Source organism: Paenarthrobacter sp. YJN-5 (assembly GCF_015040095.1).
In the GTDB taxonomy this organism is placed as follows: domain Bacteria; phylum Actinomycetota; class Actinomycetes; order Actinomycetales; family Micrococcaceae; genus Arthrobacter; species Arthrobacter ureafaciens.
This window is the reverse complement of the sequence record NZ_CP053544.1, coordinates 1,178,617-1,197,419: the sequence shown is the minus strand read 5'-3', so window position 1 is coordinate 1,197,419 and position 18,803 is coordinate 1,178,617. Positions and strand designations below refer to the sequence as shown.

19 protein-coding genes and 1 tRNA gene are annotated in these 18,803 nt (G+C 63.7%); 10 read left to right on the top strand and 10 right to left on the bottom strand.

Features of this window, described 5'->3' with window-relative positions; genetic code table 11:
* Positions 1–199 precede the first annotated feature (199 nt).
* The 3 genes from HMI59_RS05660 to HMI59_RS05650 are packed head-to-tail and all read left to right on the top strand — an operon-like array spanning position 200 to position 2,616.
* On the top strand, positions 200–901 hold the full coding sequence (locus tag HMI59_RS05660) for a TetR family transcriptional regulator (RefSeq protein WP_021472327.1): 702 nt from the start codon (positions 200–202) through the stop codon (positions 899–901).
* The gene (locus tag HMI59_RS05655; RefSeq protein WP_166183710.1) at positions 867–1,823 is read left to right on the top strand and encodes an ABC transporter ATP-binding protein; all 957 of its coding nucleotides are present in this window, start codon (positions 867–869) and stop codon (positions 1,821–1,823) included. The genes HMI59_RS05660 and HMI59_RS05655 overlap by 35 nt, the downstream gene beginning before the upstream one ends.
* Entirely contained in the window at positions 1,816–2,616 is an 801-nt protein-coding gene (locus HMI59_RS05650; RefSeq protein WP_193593094.1) for an ABC transporter permease subunit, read from the top strand. The genes HMI59_RS05655 and HMI59_RS05650 overlap by 8 nt, the downstream gene beginning before the upstream one ends.
* A gap of 38 nt (positions 2,617–2,654) precedes the next feature.
* Here HMI59_RS05650 and HMI59_RS05645 read toward each other — a convergent pair whose 3' ends face one another.
* Complete coding sequence (locus tag HMI59_RS05645) at positions 2,655–3,200, bottom strand: thioesterase family protein (RefSeq protein WP_193593093.1); 546 nt, start codon at positions 3,198–3,200, stop codon at positions 2,655–2,657.
* A 172-nt stretch (positions 3,201–3,372) separates the two neighbouring features.
* Between HMI59_RS05645 and HMI59_RS05640 the strand changes: the two genes are divergently transcribed.
* Both HMI59_RS05640 and HMI59_RS05635 read left to right on the top strand, forming a co-directional pair.
* Positions 3,373–3,588 (top strand): hypothetical protein, encoded by a 216-nt coding sequence (locus HMI59_RS05640; RefSeq protein ID WP_021472323.1) that lies wholly within the window; start codon positions 3,373–3,375, stop codon positions 3,586–3,588.
* Between the two features lie 47 nt (positions 3,589–3,635).
* A complete protein-coding gene (locus tag HMI59_RS05635; protein ID WP_021472322.1) occupies positions 3,636–4,394 on the top strand; it encodes a potassium channel family protein in 759 nt (252 codons plus the stop codon).
* A 117-nt stretch (positions 4,395–4,511) separates the two neighbouring features.
* Here HMI59_RS05635 and HMI59_RS05630 read toward each other — a convergent pair.
* Both HMI59_RS05630 and HMI59_RS05625 read right to left on the bottom strand, forming a co-directional pair.
* Positions 4,512–4,593: transfer RNA gene (locus tag HMI59_RS05630), tRNA-Tyr, on the bottom strand.
* Between the two features lie 130 nt (positions 4,594–4,723).
* Entirely contained in the window at positions 4,724–4,990 is a 267-nt protein-coding gene (locus HMI59_RS05625; protein WP_166183714.1) for a hypothetical protein, read from the bottom strand.
* 177 nt (positions 4,991–5,167) lie between these two features.
* Between HMI59_RS05625 and HMI59_RS05620 the strand changes: the two genes are divergently transcribed.
* A complete protein-coding gene (locus HMI59_RS05620) occupies positions 5,168–5,659 on the top strand; it encodes a YajQ family cyclic di-GMP-binding protein (protein ID WP_021472320.1) in 492 nt (163 codons plus the stop codon).
* Between the two features lie 121 nt (positions 5,660–5,780).
* Here the strand turns inward: HMI59_RS05620 and htpX are convergent, their stop codons facing one another.
* Together htpX and HMI59_RS05610 are read right to left on the bottom strand one after the other, a co-directional pair.
* Positions 5,781–6,650 carry a zinc metalloprotease HtpX gene (gene htpX, locus HMI59_RS05615; RefSeq protein ID WP_166183716.1) on the bottom strand — a complete coding sequence of 290 codons (870 nt, stop codon included), beginning with the start codon at positions 6,648–6,650 and terminating at the stop codon, positions 5,781–5,783.
* A gap of 108 nt (positions 6,651–6,758) precedes the next feature.
* On the bottom strand, positions 6,759–8,030 hold the full coding sequence (locus HMI59_RS05610; protein ID WP_193593092.1) for an MFS transporter: 1,272 nt from the start codon (positions 8,028–8,030) through the stop codon (positions 6,759–6,761).
* Between the two features lie 109 nt (positions 8,031–8,139).
* Between HMI59_RS05610 and HMI59_RS05605 the strand changes: the two genes are divergently transcribed.
* From HMI59_RS05605 to HMI59_RS05590, 4 genes are all read left to right on the top strand, one after another.
* Positions 8,140–8,964, top strand: a complete 825-nt coding sequence (locus HMI59_RS05605) for a hypothetical protein (RefSeq protein WP_193593091.1) — start codon at positions 8,140–8,142, stop codon at positions 8,962–8,964.
* Positions 8,965–8,994: 30 nt separating this feature from the next.
* Positions 8,995–9,471 (top strand): Fur family transcriptional regulator, encoded by a 477-nt coding sequence (locus HMI59_RS05600; protein WP_021472316.1) that lies wholly within the window; start codon positions 8,995–8,997, stop codon positions 9,469–9,471.
* A 7-nt stretch (positions 9,472–9,478) separates the two neighbouring features.
* Entirely contained in the window at positions 9,479–10,960 is a 1,482-nt protein-coding gene (locus HMI59_RS05595) for a catalase (RefSeq protein WP_021472315.1), read from the top strand.
* A 120-nt stretch (positions 10,961–11,080) separates the two neighbouring features.
* On the top strand, positions 11,081–11,716 hold the full coding sequence (locus HMI59_RS05590) for a DUF2461 domain-containing protein (protein WP_193593090.1): 636 nt from the start codon (positions 11,081–11,083) through the stop codon (positions 11,714–11,716).
* Between the two features lie 131 nt (positions 11,717–11,847).
* Here the strand turns inward: HMI59_RS05590 and HMI59_RS05585 are convergent, their stop codons facing one another.
* The 5 genes from HMI59_RS05585 to HMI59_RS05565 all read right to left on the bottom strand — a co-directional run bounded on the left by HMI59_RS05585 (position 11,848) and on the right by HMI59_RS05565 (position 18,724).
* Positions 11,848–13,380 (bottom strand): APC family permease, encoded by a 1,533-nt coding sequence (locus tag HMI59_RS05585; RefSeq protein WP_021472313.1) that lies wholly within the window; start codon positions 13,378–13,380, stop codon positions 11,848–11,850.
* A gap of 162 nt (positions 13,381–13,542) precedes the next feature.
* The gene (locus HMI59_RS05580; RefSeq protein ID WP_166183725.1) at positions 13,543–13,959 is read right to left on the bottom strand and encodes a DUF779 domain-containing protein; all 417 of its coding nucleotides are present in this window, start codon (positions 13,957–13,959) and stop codon (positions 13,543–13,545) included.
* Between the two features lie 81 nt (positions 13,960–14,040).
* Entirely contained in the window at positions 14,041–15,564 is a 1,524-nt protein-coding gene (locus HMI59_RS05575; RefSeq protein ID WP_021472311.1) for an aldehyde dehydrogenase family protein, read from the bottom strand.
* Between the two features lie 96 nt (positions 15,565–15,660).
* The gene (locus tag HMI59_RS05570; RefSeq protein ID WP_193593089.1) at positions 15,661–17,028 is read right to left on the bottom strand and encodes a GAF domain-containing protein; all 1,368 of its coding nucleotides are present in this window, start codon (positions 17,026–17,028) and stop codon (positions 15,661–15,663) included.
* Between the two features lie 208 nt (positions 17,029–17,236).
* Positions 17,237–18,724 carry an FAD-dependent oxidoreductase gene (locus HMI59_RS05565; protein WP_370583572.1) on the bottom strand — a complete coding sequence of 496 codons (1,488 nt, stop codon included), beginning with the start codon at positions 18,722–18,724 and terminating at the stop codon, positions 17,237–17,239.
* Positions 18,725–18,803: the final 79 nt, after the last annotated feature.

The window sequence follows — 18,803 nt, the reverse complement described above, 5'->3', positions numbered from 1 at the left end:
GGCTGAGACCCTGAAAAACGCATACCGCTACCCCATGAAAAACCCTTGCGGGATGTTTTGTCCCTGCTTCCCTGAACGGAAACAGTCAGGCAAGTATCTTCGACGGCGGATTCGACGCGCCACACGACGCGGCCGATGCTGCCACATCGTTATTTTCCGCATCTTGTTTGCCACTAAACAGCTGTTTAACATGTGGAACATGCGTTCAGTCGCGGATGACTTGACCACCCGGGCGCGTATCCGGGACGCAGCGATCGTCCTCTTCGGGCGGGACGGATTTTCCCGCGCCACCATCCGCTCGGTGGCCGCCCAGGCAGGAGTCAGCCCGGGCCTGGTCATCCACCACTTCGGCAGCAAAGCCGCCCTCCGGGAAGCCTGCGACCAGCACGTGCTGCGCCAAACGGCAGGGCAGGGAAAGGAAAAAGCGGACCCTGAAGCCACCCGGCTCCTCATCCAGGACTATTTGGACCATCCGGACCACTACGCCAGCGAAATCACCTATATCCGCCGGACGCTGAGCGACGAGTCCGAGGCCGGCGATGCCTTTTTCGACGCCGTCGTCAGCCAAACCGAGGACATCCTCCGTTCCGGAATCCAAGCCGGCACCATTCGCGACGTCGACGATCTCCGGGCTGTCGCCGTCGTCATCGCCTCCAACAGCCTGTCCCTCCTGATGCTGGGCCGCCACGCGTCCCGGGCCCTGGGCGCCCCCGTGACCGGGCCGCACGGAATCGGGCCGGAAATGCTCAGGAAACTCACGCTTCCCGCGCTGGACATCTACACCCACGGCCTGTACGCCGATACCCGTTTCCTCGATGCCGCCCGCGAAGTCCTGCAAACCCGCAAACCTGAAGGGAGCATGCCCCGTGAACCACGCAATAGTCGTCCAGGGGTTGCGTAAGAAGTTCGGCCACCACGAAGTCCTCCACGGCCTGGACTTCACGATCGACGCCGGCATGGTGTTCGGAGTCATCGGCCCCAACGGTGCCGGGAAAACCACCACCATGCGCTGCCTGCTGGACATCATCCGCCCCAGCGCAGGTACCATCTCCGTGCTCGGCGAAGACCCGCGCTACGGCGGCCCTGCACTGCGCCGAAGGATCGGCTACCTGCCCGGAGAGCTGCACCTGGAAAACCGGACAACCGGACGCCGGGTGGTGGAACACTTCTCAGCGATCAGTGGCCCCGTGGATTCCCGGCACGTGGACGCACTCGCCGACCGGCTCAACCTGGACCTCGACCGGCAGACCCGCAAACTGTCCAAAGGCAACAAGCAGAAACTGGGCTTGCTCCAGGCGTTCATGCACCGGCCCGAGCTGCTCATCCTGGACGAGCCCACCAGCGGCCTGGACCCGCTGGTCCAGCAGGAGGTCCACGCAATGGTCCGGGAGGCCGTAGCCGAGGGAGGCACCGTCTTCCTCAGCTCCCATGTGCTCAGCGAGGTCCAGCAGGCAGCGGACTCGGTGGCGATACTCCGGGACGGCGGTATCGTCACCACCTCCACGGTGGAAGCGTTGCGGGATGCCGCCCTCCGGAAGCTAAGGTTCCGGGTGGCCGGAGCTGAAGCGCACGACGTCGGCGCGCTGCTGGCCAGGGTGCCGGGCGTTGCCAATGTGGCAATCCGCGACGTGCCCGGGGATTCGGCCGGAGCCTTGGAAGCCACCGCCACCCTGTCCGGCAATGTCCAGCCGCTGGTGCGGGAACTGGCCCGGATCAACCTGACGGACCTGGTCCTTGATGAGCCGGACCTGGAGGAAGCCGTGTTGACTCTATACACCGAAGCTTCGCCCGCGCCGGCCCGGAAGGAAGTGCGCCATGTCTAAGCCGCTGCCGCTTTTCACCAAGGCCTTGACGGACTCCTGGCGCTCCACCCTCGCGTGGGCCCTGGGACTCGCCGGCGCGATCATGCTGTATCTGCCGCTCTACCCGTCGATCGGGGGCAGCGAGCAGATGCAGCAGATGATCGACGCGCTCCCCGAAGGCATGACCAAGGCCCTCAATTACGACCAGATCGCCTCCGGCCCCGGATACACCCAGGCCACCTTGTTCGGATTGATCGGGTTCCTGCTCATGTCCATGGCGTCCGTAAGTTGGGGTGCGGGGGCCGTGGGCGGCGACGAAGAATCCGGCCTGCTGGAACTGACGCTTGCGCACAGCGTGACCCGCGCCCAAGTGGTGCTCGAACGCGCTGCCGCCCTGGTGGTCCGCGTTGCCGCTCTGTCCTTGCTGGTTTTCGCCCTGGTGCTGGTTCTGAACGAACCCGCCAAACTGGATATCGACGTCGGGCATCTCACCGGGGCCGTGGTGCTGTTCGCCGGACTTGCCCTGCTGACCGGCGCCACCGCCCTCTGCGTGGGGGCGATGACCGGGCGGAAGGTCTACGGGATTGCGGCGGGTGCGGCCGTTGCCGTCCTCGGGTATGTCTTAAACGCCGTGGGCCGGCAAAGTTCAAACCTTGAATGGCTGCTGAACTTCTCGCCCTACCACTGGGCCTACAGCAACTCGCCGGTGGCCAACGGGGCCGACTGGGGAGTTGCCGCATGGCTGCTGGCCATCTCCGCAGGATTGGTCGCCGTGGGCGCGGCGGCCCTGCAGCGCCGGGATGTGGGGGTCTAGCACCTGCACGAGAGAACGTCGGCACCTGGACGCGGGTTCTAGTGCCAGACGTGTGGAGCGGGCCGACGGGCACCCGGAAGCGCGTTGTTTTCCCGCCATTCGTGGATCCAGTCGGGCAGTTCAACGCCTGCGGGCGGCTCCCCGAACTCCGCGATGATTTCTTCCTGGCTGACCGGCTTGCCTTTGGCCACGAAACGGGTGGCAATGTGGGCGCGGGCGTAGATTTCGCCGTCTGCCACCATGCGCTGCTCAAGGTAGATGGCCCGTGAGTCCAAACCGATGATGCGGGTTTCGATGGTGTAGCGCTGCCAGAGCTGCAGGGATTTCCGGAAGGAGATGGTCTCCCCTGACACCACCGGGCTCCATCCCTTCCGGCGCATCTTGCGCCACGTTCCGCTGCGGACCATGAGGTCGAACCTGCCGAGGTCCATCAACGAGAAGTACATGCCGTTGTTGACGTGCAAGGCGATATCGATGTCGGTGGGCAGGACACGCATGGGCAGCGAGGACGTACCCCAAGCAGGGAGCGGGGACCGTTTGGCGGACGTGAAGAGCAGCATGATGGTGCGGAGAAGCAGGTGCATGGGTCCATGTTACCCATGAGTAACTTGCCGCGTGGGGGTCGACCGCATGATGGACGCCCGCCCGCCGCCGGCTTTATGTCCATCGATTGCACATACGTTTACCGCCGGTTTACCGAAAGCATGCAGAATAACGACAAACCCTGTGACCATTCAGCAATTCGAGGAGACCCTATTGAACGACCAAACCAGAACCGCCGGCGAACTTTGGCCGCATCTGGACGCGCACCAGGAGGTTGCCCTCCGCGATGCCAGGGGAAACCGCATTGAAGGAACCATTGACGGCATGACCGATGATCGCAGCACTTTGTGGATCCAGCTCAAGGGCGGGCTGGGGCGGCAACTGATTCACCACCTGGACGGCTACTGGCTGGAGACCACCGCAGCCTGATGGAGTTCATTCCGGGCGGAACTGCCCATGCTGGCTAGTATTCCCGTATGACACAAGCGCGATACCGGGACCTCGTCGAGTGGCCCCTCATGGCCACGGCACTGCTCTTCCTCACCGCCTACGCCTGGCAGGTCATCGGTCGCGTCAATGGCGCTGCGGCCCTCCCCTTCGAGGTAATCCTGTGGATCACCTGGGGCATCTTCGCGCTTGACTACGTCGTGAACCTCTGGCTGGCCGAAGACCGAGTGCGATGGTTCCTGTGGAACCTCCACGAACTCCTGATCGTGGTGCTCCCCTTCTTCAGGCCCCTCCGGCTGCTGCGGCTGGTAACCCTCCTGTCCGTCCTGCAGCGCACCGTTGGTGAAACCCTCCGCGGCCGAGTGGCCACCTATGTTGCCGGCGCGGCGGCCATGCTCATCCTCGTCGGGGCGCTCGCCGTGCTGGACGTAGAGCAGAACGCCCCTGACGCCAAGATCCTGACCTTCGGCGACGCCGCGTGGTGGGCTGTCACCACCATCACCACCGTTGGCTACGGAGACCTCTACCCGGTGACTCCCATCGGCAGGATCGTCGCCGCAGCCCTCATGATGAGTGGCATCGCCGTCCTCGGTATCGTGACGGCGTCCATCGCTTCGTGGCTCGTTCAGCGTATCGAGGAGAACGCCGAGGACGTCGCAGCCGCCGCCGGAGAGCGAGCAGCCGCTGCCGAGGAACCTGTCCGCGCTGAGGTGGCGGACCTGGTGACCGAAATCGCTGCCCTGCGGCTTGAGATCGCGGAACTCCGGAAAATCTCGGAGAGCCGCTGAGCTTGGTGGCCCGCGTAGTCGGGGTTAGCGGCCCCGTAGTCGCCACTTAGGCCCCGACGGAACCCTGGGGCAACAAAAAATCCCCGGAACCAGTGGTTCCGGGGATTTCCCGTTGGGTGGCAGATGAGGGATTCGAACCCCCGTAGGCAGTGCCAGCTGATTTACAGTCAGCCCCCTTTGGCCGCTCGGGTAATCTGCCGAACTTCGAAAGAAGATCACTTCCGGAAGACCGTTTCTTTTCGATCCGGTAACCGAAGGCAGAGACAACCTTACAGAACTTCCGGCCAAGAATCTAATCGGGAACCGGCAGGCCGGATTCCCTTGGTTTATCAGGCTTCCCCGAGGATCCGTCCGGCGAGTTTGGCCTCGAACCGGGCCGCCTGTTCGGCCGTGATCTGGTTGAGTTCCACCGCCTTCTGCAAGTCCGCGCGGACACCGTCCATACGGGCCGACGCATCCGGTACGGGGCTCAGGACGATCGAGGCTGCAACGGCCGCCGCTGCAACGGCACTGGCTGCTGCAACTGCCGCAGTTCCGATGGAACCGGCCGCAGCCGAAGCGGACTTGCTGACGTAGTGGACGGCCTTGCTGTTCATGCTTACCTCCGGGTGGCTCTACCAACAGGTACAACTCTTGGGCAGCTTGCTCGGTTCCCACCGGGCATGTGCTGTGAGCGAACTGTGAAAGGGTTTCCCGGCTCCAACATCCCGCATACGTACTAGGCTTATTGGCAGGCAAACCGCCCTTACCGGGCCCCCAACCTAAGGAGAGTCATGGCAGGCGAATCAACATTCGACGTCGTCAGCAAGGTGGACAAGCAGGAGGTCGCCAACGCGCTCAACCAGTCCCAGAAGGAAATCGCGCAGCGGTACGACTTCAAGGGCGTCGGCGCGGAGATCGATTTCAGCGGCGAGAAGATCCTCATGAAGGCCAACTCCGAAGACCGCGTCATGGCCGTCCTGGACGTCTTCCAGTCCAAGCTCATCAAGCGCGGCATCTCGCTCAAGTCCCTTGAGCAGGGCGAGCCTTACCCGTCGGGCAAGGAATTCCGCCTTGAGTGCACCATCAAGGAAGGCATCGCGCAGGACATCGCCAAGAAGATCAACAAGATCATCCGCGACGAAGCGCCCAAGTCCGTCAAGTCCCAGATCCAGGGCGACGAACTCCGCGTGACCTCCAAGTCCCGTGATGACCTGCAGGCGACGATGGCGATCCTCAAGAACTTCGAGGAAGCCGACCTGCAGTTCGTGAACTTCCGCAGCTAGTACTTCTGCAGCTCACGCATTAAACAGGAAAAGCCGGGGCGAAGAACCCCGGCTTTCCCTGTTTAAGGCTGCGCAGTGGCTTTAAGGCTGCCCAGCATCTACGGCCAACCCGGAAGGCAACTTAGCCCAGCGGCCGCCCGGCCATCCGCTCCAGCCGTGAAATCCGCTCAGCCATGGGCGGATGCGTGGAGAACATCCGCCGCATTCCTCCGCCCCGGAAGGGGTTGGCGATCATGAGGTGCGAGGCGTTCACCAGGCGCTGGTCCTGGGGCAGCGGCAATTGCGTCACTCCGGATTCGATCTTGCGCAGCGCCGAAGCGAGCGCCAGGGGGTCTCCGGTCAGCTCGGCACCGTCCTCGTCGGCGTCGTATTCCCGGGTCCGCGAAATGGCCATCTGGATCAGGGATGCTGCGAAGGGCGCCAGCAACGCCATGGCGATCGTCGCGATCGGATTCGCGTTGCGGCGGTCTCCACCGCCAAAGAACAGCAGCATCTGGCCCACGGACGTGATCACGCCGGCCACGGCGGCGGCCACCGAGGATGTGAGGATGTCCCGGTTGTAGACGTGCATGAGCTCATGGCCCAGGACGCCCCTCAGCTCCCGGGCATCCAGCATGCGGAGGATGCCCTCGGTGCAGCACACCGCGGCATTCTTGGGATTGCGGCCCGTCGCGAAGGCGTTGGGTGTCATGGTCGGCGAAACATAGATCCGTGGCATGGGCTGGTTGGCCCGCACGGAGAGTTCCCGCACGATCTGGTACAGCTGCGGCGCCTGGGCTTCGGTGACGGGGTAGGCGGCCATGGACCTGATGGCGATCTTGTCGCTGTTCCAATAGCCGTAGGCCGTGGTGGCCACGCCGACCAGTGCCATGATCCAGATAGGTGCCGAACTGCGGGTGCCAGCGCCGATGAGGGCGCCCAAAGCCAACAGCACAGCCCACAGGACACCAAAGAGTGCTGCGGTTTTGAGTCCATTGTTGTGTTTGTGCACGGTTGTTCTTTCGCTTTCGTCGCCCGTTTGTTGATGTTCTGTAGTGATAAACGCCGACGCCGGTTGGCATGTTCCGTACGGCCCGCACCAACCGCCGGGCTGCTCGGGCTACGGTAGCGGGTGCTTGGCGTCGTACGCCACAAAGCCTGGTTGCAGCCGGGCAGCACCCCACGCAAGGACCATGCACAGGACGCCGCCAATGAGCAGCACTCCCCCTTCACTGAGGAACTGGGTGACTCCGCCGGCCAGCATGTCGCCTACGCGAGGACCGCCGGCAACCACCACAATGAAGACGCCCTGCAGCCTTCCGCGAAGGTGGTCCGGTGTGGCTGCTTGGAGGATGGTGGTCCGGAAGACGGCGCTGACGGAGTCCGAGATCCCTGCGAGCGCACAGCATGCCGCAGCGGGGATCAGCCACAGCGTCACTCCATCGCGCCCGGAATCCCCGGCCAACAGGACCACACCGCCGAACGCTGCAATGGAAGCACCCCACCCCGCCACGGACGCCACCACCGCAACCCCCTGCCGCCGGACCCTTCCCAGCGGCCCTGAGAACAGCCCTGCCAGGAACGCACCGACTGCCGTAGCTGCAAGCAGGACGCCTACGGTGGTTTCGCCGCCGCCGATCATGACCGCTCCGATGGCGGGCATCAAAGCCCGCGGTTGGGCACAGATCATGGCGATGAGGTCGATGATGAATGTCATCCGGACGTTGGGCCGGGTACCCAGGAACCGGAAGCCTTCCAACACCGAGCGGAGCCCGGGGCGCAGGGCTTCCTTGGACGGCGGCAGGGGCGGAAGTTTGAAGAGTCCCCACAAAGCGAAGGTGAAACTGACAACGTCAATGGTGTACGTCCAGCCGAAGCCGATGGTTGCCACCAGGACACCTGCCAACAGCGGGCCCGCGGTCATGGACAACCCGAAGGTCAGCATGTTCAAGGCGTTTGCGGCCGGGAGCAGGTCCTTCCGGACCAGGAGGGGAATGATGGCGCTGCGGGCCGGGCCGTTGATCCCCTGCGCACCGCTTTGCACGGCCACCAGGGCGTAGAGCAGCCAGATGTTGCCGACTTCCAGCCACGCCTGCAACGCCAGGCCGGCAGTGGTTGCCCACAAGACCAGGGATGCCGCGAGGGCCACTTTGCGGCGATCGTAGGCGTCGGACACCGATCCTCCGTATAGCCCGGCAATGACCAGCGGCACCAGGGCGAAGATCCCCAGCAACCCTACGTAGAAGCTTTCCTGGGTGAGGCGGTAGACCTCCAGGCTGACGGCCACCAGCGTGAGTTGGGTGCCGATGGCAGCCACCGATGCTCCCAGCCACAGCCGCCGGAAAGCCGGGCTCTCTTTCAGGGGAGTGATGTCTGCCAGGAGTTTTGCCACGGTGTAACCCTAACCAGTCACGCAGTCAGTGCCGGAACACGGCATCTCGCATGGCATCTCCCCTGGGGACGAGGCGCTTGGTAGGCTCACCCGGGGGAAGGAGTCCACCATGGTGCTATCACGGCAGTTGCTGTTCCGCTCCGGTATTTGGGAACTGGCCCGGCCACGGCACCCGTTGACTGCCGGACATATCCTGATCCGATTGTCCGACCCCTCCACGGAATTCAACGAGGCCTCGGCGGCCGACTGGCTCCACTGCCATCACCTCGCCCGTGCTGCACTGCAGGACGTCCTGGGCGCCGGGAGGTGTGCCGTGATGTTTGCCCACCGTTGGCATCCGCTCGGTTCCGCGGTGGGAGAACCGGTCGCGGAGTCCTCGACGCCGACGTTCCATCTGTTTGCGCGCTGGGAAGGAGAAACCACGACGCCGGGACGCCAGCTGTCGCTGCCCTCCCACCGACGCGTGGCCGAACCGGAGCACGCGTTGGAAGCCGTGGATATGGAATTGCGGCAATCCATCAGGTTCTTTGCGTCGGGCCCCTTGTCTGATGCCCATGAAACGCCTGGCGCCCACCCTGCCCCGCGCCCAAGCGGCCCGCATTCGCGGGAGCCGGGTTCCGGCGTCGTACGCGATCCCGAGGAGGGCCCGCGGCTGGTGTCCTTGGACGCAGCCCAACCCCACTGCGTGATCGAACCGCCCGGCAGCGCCCGGGAGATCGCCGAACTGCAACCCGCCGACATGGTGGCCATCGCCGCAACTTTGGGCGCCTTGCCGCTGCCCGGCGGAGTGAGCGGCTTCAGTTGCGTTGCGGTGGAAGCCGCCAGCGATGATGGCTCGCTCCGGATTCATGCGGTGGGGCGTTCGGGCGCCGAAACGGAGAGCCCCCTCCCGGCTTTGTTCACGTTCCCGGAAGTTAACTTCGCCTTATTGTGAACTTCTCAAAATAAATGCTTCAATGGATGCATGATCGATCACACAGCCGACCAGGACGCATGGGCAGCCGCCCTGCGTTCACATGGACGGCGAGTGACCAAACAGCGGCTGGCAGTATTGGCCGCGGTCCAGCATCATCCGCACTCCCCGGCAGAGGGTATTCTCGCTGCCGCCCGTGAGGAGCTACCGGAACTGACGGCGCAGTCGGTTTATGTGGTGCTCAGCGATCTCACGGACTTGCAGATGCTGCGGCGTTTCGAACCCCCGCACTCCCCGGCGCTGTACGAAACCAGGGTGGGCGACAATCACCATCACGCCGTCTGTATCAGCTGCGGCAAGGTGGAGGACGTGGATTGCGCCGTGGGACACGCACCGTGCCTCACTCCGCATTGGGACGAACACACCAAGCCGATGACCATCCAGATCGCAGATGTCCTGTACCAGGGGATCTGCCAGGACTGCCAAGCCAAACAACAGCTTCCCGTACTACCAGTAACCAAGAAATAGGAGAACGATGACTGCCATTTCCACAACACAGTCTGGTGCCCCCGTTACCTCTGACGCGCACTCCAAGTCCGTCGGCGCAGACGGTGCCATCATCCTGACCGACCACTACCTGGTGGAAAAGCTCGCACAGTTCAACCGCGAGCGCGTCCCGGAGCGTGTTGTCCACGCCAAGGGCGGCGGCGCATTCGGTACGTTCAAGACCACGTCGGACGTTTCCAAGTACACCAAGGCAGCCTTCCTCCAGCCGGGCGCCGAGACGGACATGCTGATCCGTTTCTCCTCCGTTGCCGGCGAAAACGGTTCTCCTGACACCTGGCGCGATCCCCGCGGCTTCGCCGTGAAGTTCTACACCTCCGAGGGCAACTACGACCTCGTCGGCAACAACACCCCGGTGTTCTTCATCCGCGACGGCATCAAGTTCCCGGACTTCATCCACTCCCAGAAGCGCCTTCCGGGCAGCCACCTGCGTGACGCTGACATGCAGTGGGACTTCTGGACCCTCTCCCCCGAGTCTGCCCACCAGGTCACCTGGCTCATGGGTGACCGCGGCCTTCCGGCTTCCTGGCGTGAAATGCAGGGCTACGGCTCGCACACCTACCAGTGGATCAACGCCGCAGGCGAGCGCTTCTGGGTGAAGTACCACTTCAAGTCCAACCAGGGCGTCAACTCCATCACGGGCGAGCAGGCCGAGGCACTGGCCGGTTCGGATGCAGACTTCTACATCCGCGACCTCTACGAGAACATCGAAGCCGGCAACTTCCCGTCCTGGGAACTGCACGTCCAGGTCATGCCTTACGAGGACGCCAAGACCTACCGCTTCAACCCGTTCGACCTCACCAAGGTGTGGCCGCACGCTGACTACCCGCTGATCCACGTGGGCACCATGGAGCTGAACAAGAACCCGGAGAACTACTTCGCGCAGATCGAGCAGGCCACCTTCGCGCCGTCGAACTTCGTTCCGGGCATTGCTGCTTCCCCGGACAAGATGCTGCAGGCCCGCATCTTCTCCTACGCTGACGCACACCGCTACCGCGTTGGCACCAACCACGCACAGATCCCGGTAAACCAGCCCAAGAGCCCGGTTCACAACTACAGCCAGGACGGCCAGGGACGTTACCTCTTCAACGCCCCGACCACCCCGGTGTACGCACCGAACACCGTGGGCGGCCCGGCTGCCGTTGAGCCGGCTTCCCCCGCAGGTGGCTGGGAGAACGACGGCGAGCTCACCCTCTCCGCCCACTCCCTGCACGCTGAGGACGACGACTTCGGCCAGGCAGGCACCCTGTACCGCGAGGTGTACGACGAGGCTGCCAAGGCACGCTTCCTGGACACCATCACCGGTGCAGTCGGCGGCGTGAAGAGCGCCGACATCAAGGAACGCGCCATCCAGTACTGGACCAACGTTGACGCCGACCTCGGCGCCAAGCTGCGCGCCAACCTCGGCGCAGGCCAGGGCGCATCCGACGCAGAAGCAGCCAACAAGCTCTAAGCGTTTCCGGTTTTACCCGGATCACCCCGTCGCGGTTCGTCCGCGGCGGGGTGATTTTCTTTTCCACATAGCACCGTCCGGTGGTGGCTGCCCGTGCAGCGCCGTCCATAGGATCCTTATATGAGCACATTCCAAGGGATCCCCACGGCCGCTTTCCGCTTCTACGAAGAACTTGAAGAGAACAACAACCGTGAGTGGTGGCTGGAGCACAAAAGCGCGTACGACGCCGGCGTGCGGGCGCCGCTGACAGCCCTCCTTGCGGAGTTGGAACCGGAGTTCGGGCCGGCGAAGGTCTTCCGGCCCAACCGCGACGTCCGTTTTTCGCAGGACAAGTCGCCCTACAAGACAGCTCAGGGCGGGTTTGCAGCCCGCCATGAACGCGTTGGCTATTACGTCCAGGTCAGCGCAGACGGCTTTCGCGTCAGCGGCGGGTTCTTTGCGCACAGTCCGGCGCAATTGGCCCGTTACCGTGCAGCGGTGCACGCGCCGGCCAGCGGCAGTGAACTGGAGCGGATCGTCGACGCCCTTGCCGCTGCGGGGTTCTCCATCGAGGGCGAAACACTCAAGACGGTTCCCCGGGGTTTCGATAAGGACCACCCGCGGGCGGAACTGCTGAAACACAAATCGTTGTCTGCAGCCCTGGATCTTGGCCAGCCGGCGTGGCTGTCCACACCGGGAGCAGTGCAGGAGATCACTGCTCGGTGGCGGGACCTGCAGCCGCTGGTGGAATGGGTGGGCGAGCACGCGGCGCCGTAACGGTGCGGCAGTTTGCCATCGTTGTCCGGAAACAGGCATGCGCCCGGAACCATACAGATTCCGGGCGCATGTGTCAGCGCCATCGACGACGCGCTGAGCCGCGTTGGGGGCATTTGCCTCCCCACCGAGGGCTAAACCTTGGTGAAGGTGTCCTCATCGCCGGGCTTGTTATCGATCGAGGCTTTGGCTGCGGCGAACTTCTCATTGAGGCGGGAGTGGCGCTGCCCGTAAGAGAAGTAGATGATGATGCCCACCACGAGCCAAATCGCGAAGAAGAGCCAGGTTTCCACGGCCAGGTTGGTCATCAGGTAGAGGCAGAGGATTGCCGAGACCCACGGCAGGACCTTGCCGAACGGCACCCGGAACGAGGGCTTCAGGTCCGGACGCTTCTTGCGAAGCACAAGGATGCCAAGGCTCACCATGACGAACGCGGAGAGCGTTCCAATGTTGATCATCTCTTCGAGGAGGTCAACCTTGGTCACGCCGGCCACCACGGCCACCGCAGCACCGCAGATGATCTGCAGGCGGGCAGGGGTAGCGTGCTTGTCGCTGGTCTTCGACAGAGCCCGCGGCAGCAGGCCGTCGCGGCTCATGGCCAGCACAACACGGGCCAGGCCCATGAGCAGGACCATGATCACCGTGGTGAGGCCGATCAGCGAGCCGAAGGCGATCACCTTGGCGGCGTCCGTGTTGCCCACAGCTTCGAAGGCGGTGGTCAACGTCGGGTTCTTCACTTCCGCCAGCTGGGTGTAGGACACCATGCCGGTCAGTGCCAGGGACACCAGGATGTAAAGCAGCGTCACCAGCGCCAAGCCACCGAAGATACCGCGGGGCAGGGTCTTCTGCGGGTTCTTGACTTCTTCGGCGGAGGTAGCCACCACATCGAAGCCAATGAAGGCGAAGAACACCAGGGCTGCGCCGGCGAACACGCCCAGCGTGCCATATTGGGCCGGTGCAGCGCCGGTCAGGAAGCCGAAGAAGGACTGCTTCATGACGTCGGCCACGCCGGAACCGCCGGTCGGTTCGGAGGCCGGGACGAACGGGGTGTAGTTGGAGAACTTCACGTAGGTGAAGCCCACAACGATCACGAACAGGACCACGCCGATCTTGATGAGCGTGAAGATGTTGCCGACGCGTGCGGACAGCTTTGTCCCCAGCACCAGCAGCACGGTGAAGATCGCGACGATCAGGAAGGCGCCCCAGTAAAGTTCCACCCCACCCAGTGGGATGGAGGGCGGGAGTTCCACGCCCATGAGCCCGAACACGGTGCTGAGGTAGATGCCCCAGTACTTGGCGATGACTGCCGCCGCCGTGAACAGTTCAAGGATGAGGTTCCAGCCGATAATCCAGGCAAGGACCTCGCCCATGGTGGCGTAGGTGAAGACGTAGGCGGAGCCGGCCACCGGGATTGCCGTGGCGAATTCCGCGTAGCACATGATGGCGAGGGCGCAGGTGATGGCTGCGACCACAAAGGAGATGGTGACGGCGGGGCCGGCGAAGTTCGCTGCGGCCTTCGCACCGACGGAGAAGATGCCGGCGCCAACAGCGACAGCAACACCCATGATCATCAGGTCCCAGGTGCTGAGGCTGCGCTTAAGCTTGCGACCGGGTTCGTCAGCGTCGGCAATCGACTGCTCGACCGGCTTGGTCCTGAAAATGTTCATAAAGATGCCACATTCTGGATGGGGGTGGTATAGGACCTATCAAGGATAGGGTCCGGCCAGTGGACGGCCATATTTGTCCCAAATAATGAGACGCCACCTATACCACTGGGGCAGATGTTGCTGCAGTTACCCGGAACGTGGCCTCCACCACACCATGCCTCATTAGCTGTCAGACACCCGCACATCCCAGTCCATGATCGTGGACCGGATCAGGAACCTCTTCCCCTCCGGCGCTTCCACCGAGAAGCCGCTCCCCCGGCCGGTCACGACGTCCACCGTGAGGTGGGTGTGTGACCAATAGTTGAACTGCTCCTTGGACATCCAGAACTCAAGGGGCTGTTCATCGTCTCCCGGCCAGATGCGGAACCTGCCCAGGAGAATGTCCGAGTCACCGGTCAGGAAATCACCGACCGGGTAGCACATCGGTGCCGACCCGTCGCAGCAACCACCGGACTGGTGGAACATGAGGGGTCCGTGCTGCTCCCACAGTTTCCGCAAAAGCGCTACGGACTCTTCCGTGAGCGACACCCGCGAGAAGTCCTCTCCCGGAATCGTGCTCGATGCTTCCACGCTGGCCATTGAACCTCCTGGTGATGCCACGTAGGCGCGGCAGGTGCCCCGAAGGAAACGTCCTTGAGGGCACCTGCCGCGCTTGGTTTTTTAGAAGAAGCCGAGCTTGTTCTCGTTGTAGCTGACCAGCAGGTTCTTGGTTTGCTGGTAGTGGTCGAGCATCATGGCATGGTTCTCACGGCCGATGCCGGATGACTTGTACCCGCCGAAGGCCGCGCCGGCCGGGTAGGCATGGTAGTTGTTCACCCACACACGTCCGGCCTGGATTTCCCGCCCGGCCCGGTAGGCGACGTTGCCGTTGCGCGACCATACCCCGGCACCGAGGCCGTAGAGGGTGTCGTTGGCAATGCCGATCGCATCGTTGTAGTCGCTGAACTTGGTCACGGACACCACGGGACCGAAGATCTCCTCCTGGAAGATCCGCATCCGGTTGTGGCCTTCGAAGATGGTGGGCTGCACGTAGTAACCGCCGGCCAGGTCCCCGGAGAGCTCGGCCCGGGCACCGCCGGTGAGGACCTTGGCGCCTTCCTGCTTTCCAATGTCGATGTAGGAGAGGATCTTCTCCAACTGGTCGTTGGAAGCCTGCGCGCCGACCTGCGTGTCGGTGTCCAGCGGGTTGCCCTGGATGATCTTGTTGGTGCGGGCGATGACGTCGGCCAGGAATGTGTCGTAGATGCCTTCCTGGACCAGGGCGCGGGAGGGGCAGGTGCACACTTCGCCCTGGTTGAAAGCGAAGAGCGTGAAGCCCTCCTGGGCCTTGTCATAGAAAGCATCGTTCTGGGCGGCGACGTCGTCGAAGAAAATGTTCGGGCTCTTGCCGCCAAGTTCCAGCGTGACGGGGATGAGGTTGTTGGAGGCGTACTGGCTGATCAACCGGCCCGTAGTGGTCTCGCCGGTAAACGCGATCTTCCGGATCCTGGAGCTGGACGCGAGCGGCTTGCCCGCCTCCACGCCGAAGCCGTTGACCACATTCACCACGCCCGCGGGCAGCAGGTCACCGATGAGTTCGATCAGGACCAGGATGGAACTCGGCGTCTGCTCTGCGGGCTTGAGCACCACGGCGTTGCCCGCAGCCAGCGCGGGAGCGAGCTTCCACACGGCCATGAGGATGGGGAAGTTCCAGGGGATGATCTGTCCCACGACACCCAGCGGCTCCTTGAAGTGGTAGGCGGTGGTGTCGTCATCGAGCTGGGACAGGTGGCCTTCCTGCGCGCGGATGGCGGAGGCGAAGTAGCGGAAGTGGTCGGCCGCCAAGGGAATGTCCGCATTCAGGGTTTCGCGGATGGGCTTGCCGTTGTCCCAGGTTTCGGCGACGGCCAGAAGCTCGACGTTCTCGTCAATGCGGTCCGCGATCTTGTTCAGGATGGCTGCGCGCTCGGCAGCTGAGGTCTTGCCCCAGGACGGTGCCGCCTTATGTGCGGCATCCAATGCCAGCTCGATGTCCTCGGCCGTACCCCGCGCAACCTCGCAGAAAGCCTTGCCGGTCACCGGAGTGATGTTCTCGAAGTAGCCACCCTTGACCGGGGCAACCCATTCCCCGCCAATCCAGTTCTCGTACCGGTCCTTGAAAGTAACCTTCGAACCCTCGGCACCTGGCTGTGCATAAACAGTCATTGCTAGCTCCTTTGCTGCGAATCACGGTGGCTGTTGCCATTGGTCCGAGCCTAGGAGCGGGAAGGTTGCAGCAACGTTGCAACTATGTGGTCCAGGTCACGCGCCCAGTTCATCCTCAAGCCGTTCAAGGTCCGCCACGATCGCAGCCCGCTTGGGCGAGCGCGGCGGCAGGAGCCTCAGGATCGCAAGGCGGAGGTCGGCGTCGTACTTTGCCTCCGGCAACGCGGCGTACTTAAGGAGCGAATCCACACTGCCGTCGGTAAGCAGCGCCTCGCGCAGCAAGTGCGAAACGCGCTCACGCAACTGCGCGACGCCGGGAGCCTCCGAACGCGGAAGAACGGCACCTTTGTAAATTTCCAGGGCGATGCGGTGTGCGCCGCGTTGCAGGCAGCTCAGGACCTGGTCCGAATCAGGCAGCAGCTCAACGGGAAGCCGGTACGGACGGGATTCGGGAACAGCTTCAGGGCTCAGTTCCTGCACCACCTTGCGCAACCGGACCATCTCCGCGCGCAGCGTCACGGCCGATCCCTGGCCCGGGTAGAGGCGTGCGCACAACTCGTCGGCGCTCAGCCCTTCCGGGTGGTTTCCGAGGATCGCCAGGATTTCGCTGTGCCGCGCCGACAGCGTGACGCTCCTGCCACCGAGACTCAATAACGCCTGGTCCCTGCCCAGCAGTTGCAGGCTGTTGCGGTACAGCGTGTTCCTGTCCTTGACCCCTCCGCCAGTGACCGCGGCACCCGGGGGTGAGCTCCGGCGTCGTGGTTTTTCGAAGGCCGCAGCGGCGAGTTGGAGACGTTCGATCCGCAACTGCGCCTGGGCTGCGGCAACAGTGGCCTCCACCAGCGAGAGCGTATGGGGAGCAACAGCCGCCTCGGTGCCGGTGATGTCGACGACCCCCAGCAGGGCACCGGAATCGGGATCGTGGAACGGGACAGCGGTGCAGCTCCACGGATGCACGGAACGCTTGAAGTGCTCGGCCCCGGAAATCTGGATGCTGCGGTCAAGGGCCAGTGCGGTCCCCGGGGCGCTGGTCCCCACCGAAGCCTCGGACCAGTCCGAACCGGCAACGAACATCATGCCCTCCGCGCGCCGCTGCATCACGGGGTCGCCGTCCACCCACAGGAGGCGGCCGACCTCGTCTCCCACCGCGACCAGCAAACCGCTCTCGTGGCTTGGCTGGATGAGGAGCTTGCGGATCACCGGCATGATGGTGGCGAGCGGGTGCTGGCGCCGGTAATCCTCCAACTCGTCACTGTCCATGGCAAGCGGAGCCTCGGCCGCATCCGGGTTCGCTTTCAACTGCGCAGAACGCTGCCACGACTCACGGACCAGCCGGCGAAGCCCCGGGACATGGTCGGCGCCGAGCGCCACCCCGTCCAAGTGCTCGTGACCGCTCAAGGCACGGCGCTGCAGCAGTTGGGCGGCATCCGAGCCCGGAAGCGGCGGCTGGATCGGGTTCCTCATTGAACTCCTGGCGGCAGGACAGACAGCACAAACAGCGGACGGTACGCGCCAGTCTAGTGTGGCGTCCCTGCTTTGGGTACCGCCGGGAAGCCCGGGCGGGGCATGAGCTCCGGCATGGGAGACCCGGCTTTGCCGCGGCAGGAACAGCTCAGCCGCGGGAGACCCGGCTTTGCCGCGGCAGGAACAGCTCAGCCGCGGGAAGTACAGCTCAGCCGCGGGAGATCCGAATCATTTCCTCGCGCGGAACAACCTTGATGCGCTCACGTACAATTCCGTCGCCCGCACCTTCCCCGTCCTTGGCACCGTCCGCGGTCCAGGCGGCGCCAAGGGAGGCCTCATGGGCGTCGAGCCGGTTCCAGCCGTCCCATGTGGTGTACTCGATGCCGCGTTCTTCGAGGAGATCGATGATTGCCTGCGGATCGGGGTTCTCCGCCGGCGGGAGGTTGAGCCGGTCCTCCAGGAGGCAGCCGATGGTCTCCAGGGCGTCGCCCTTGGTGTGCCCGATCAGGCCTACCGGCCCGCGCTTGATCCAGCCCGTGGCGTAGATTCCCGGGACGGGCTTGCCGTCGGCATCAAGGACGCGGCCGCCGTCGTTCGGAATGACGCCGCGGCGGGCGTCGTACGGCAGCTCATCCAGCGGCGAACCGTGATAGCCGATGGCCCGGTACACCGCCTGGACAGGGTACTCGAGGAACTCCCCGGTGCCCTTGGCATTGCCGGTGCCGTCCAGCTCCATGCGTTCGAACTTGATGGCGGCTACCTTGCCGGGGGTCTCCGGGGAGTCGAGGATCTCCACCGGGCTGTGCAGGAAGTGCAAGTGGAGGCGGCGGGAGGAGGGCTCCTCGGATTCCGCGTGCTCCTCCACCAACCAGTTGGTCAGCGTGTTGACCATGGTCTTGATCTGGTTGTTGGTCCGGATGGCCTGGTCGGAAGCTTCATCGAACTCGAAGTCCTCGGGATACAGGACGATGTCCACATCCTTGCAATGGGAGAGCTCACGCAACTCCAACGGGGTGAACTTCACTTGCGCAGGACCACGACGGCCGAACACGTGGACGTCCGTCACCGGCGACGCCTTGAGGCCCTGGTACACGTTGTCCGGAATCTCCGTCACCAGCAGTTCCTCGGGATGTTTGGCGAGCATCCGCGCTACGTCCAAGGCCACGTTGCCGTTGCCGATCACGGCAATTTCCTTGGCTTCGAGGGGCCATTCGCGGGGGACGTCGGGGTGGCCGTCGTACCAGGACACAAAGTCCGCTCCCCCGAAGGAACCCTCAAGCTCGATGCCCGGGATGTTCAGGTCAGCGTCCTTGATGGCTCCCGTGGAGAAAATCACCGCGTCGTAGAAAGCCCGGAAGTCGTGGAGGGTCAGGTCCTTGCCGTACGTCACGTTGCCCAGGAAGCGGATGTCGCCGCGGTCCAACACCTTGTGCAGTGCGTTCACGATCCCCTTGATGCGCGGGTGGTCCGGTGCAACGCCGTACCGGATCAATCCATAGGGAGCGGGGTAGGCCTCAAAAAGATCAATGCTGACCTCAACGTGGCCGTCCTTGACCTCGTTGGACTTGGTCAGGATGTCCGCGGCGTAAACACCGGCAGGGCCTGCGCCGACGATCGCAACGCGCAGCGGACGATTGGGGATGGTTGCGGCTGAGTCAGACACCGTTTGCCCTTCCGAAGCAGTAAGCCACGCCATTGTTGGGACGCAGGTTTCCAATTCTAGATACCGACCTTACCCGCGCCCGCCCATATGGCAGGAGTCACAGGATTTCCTC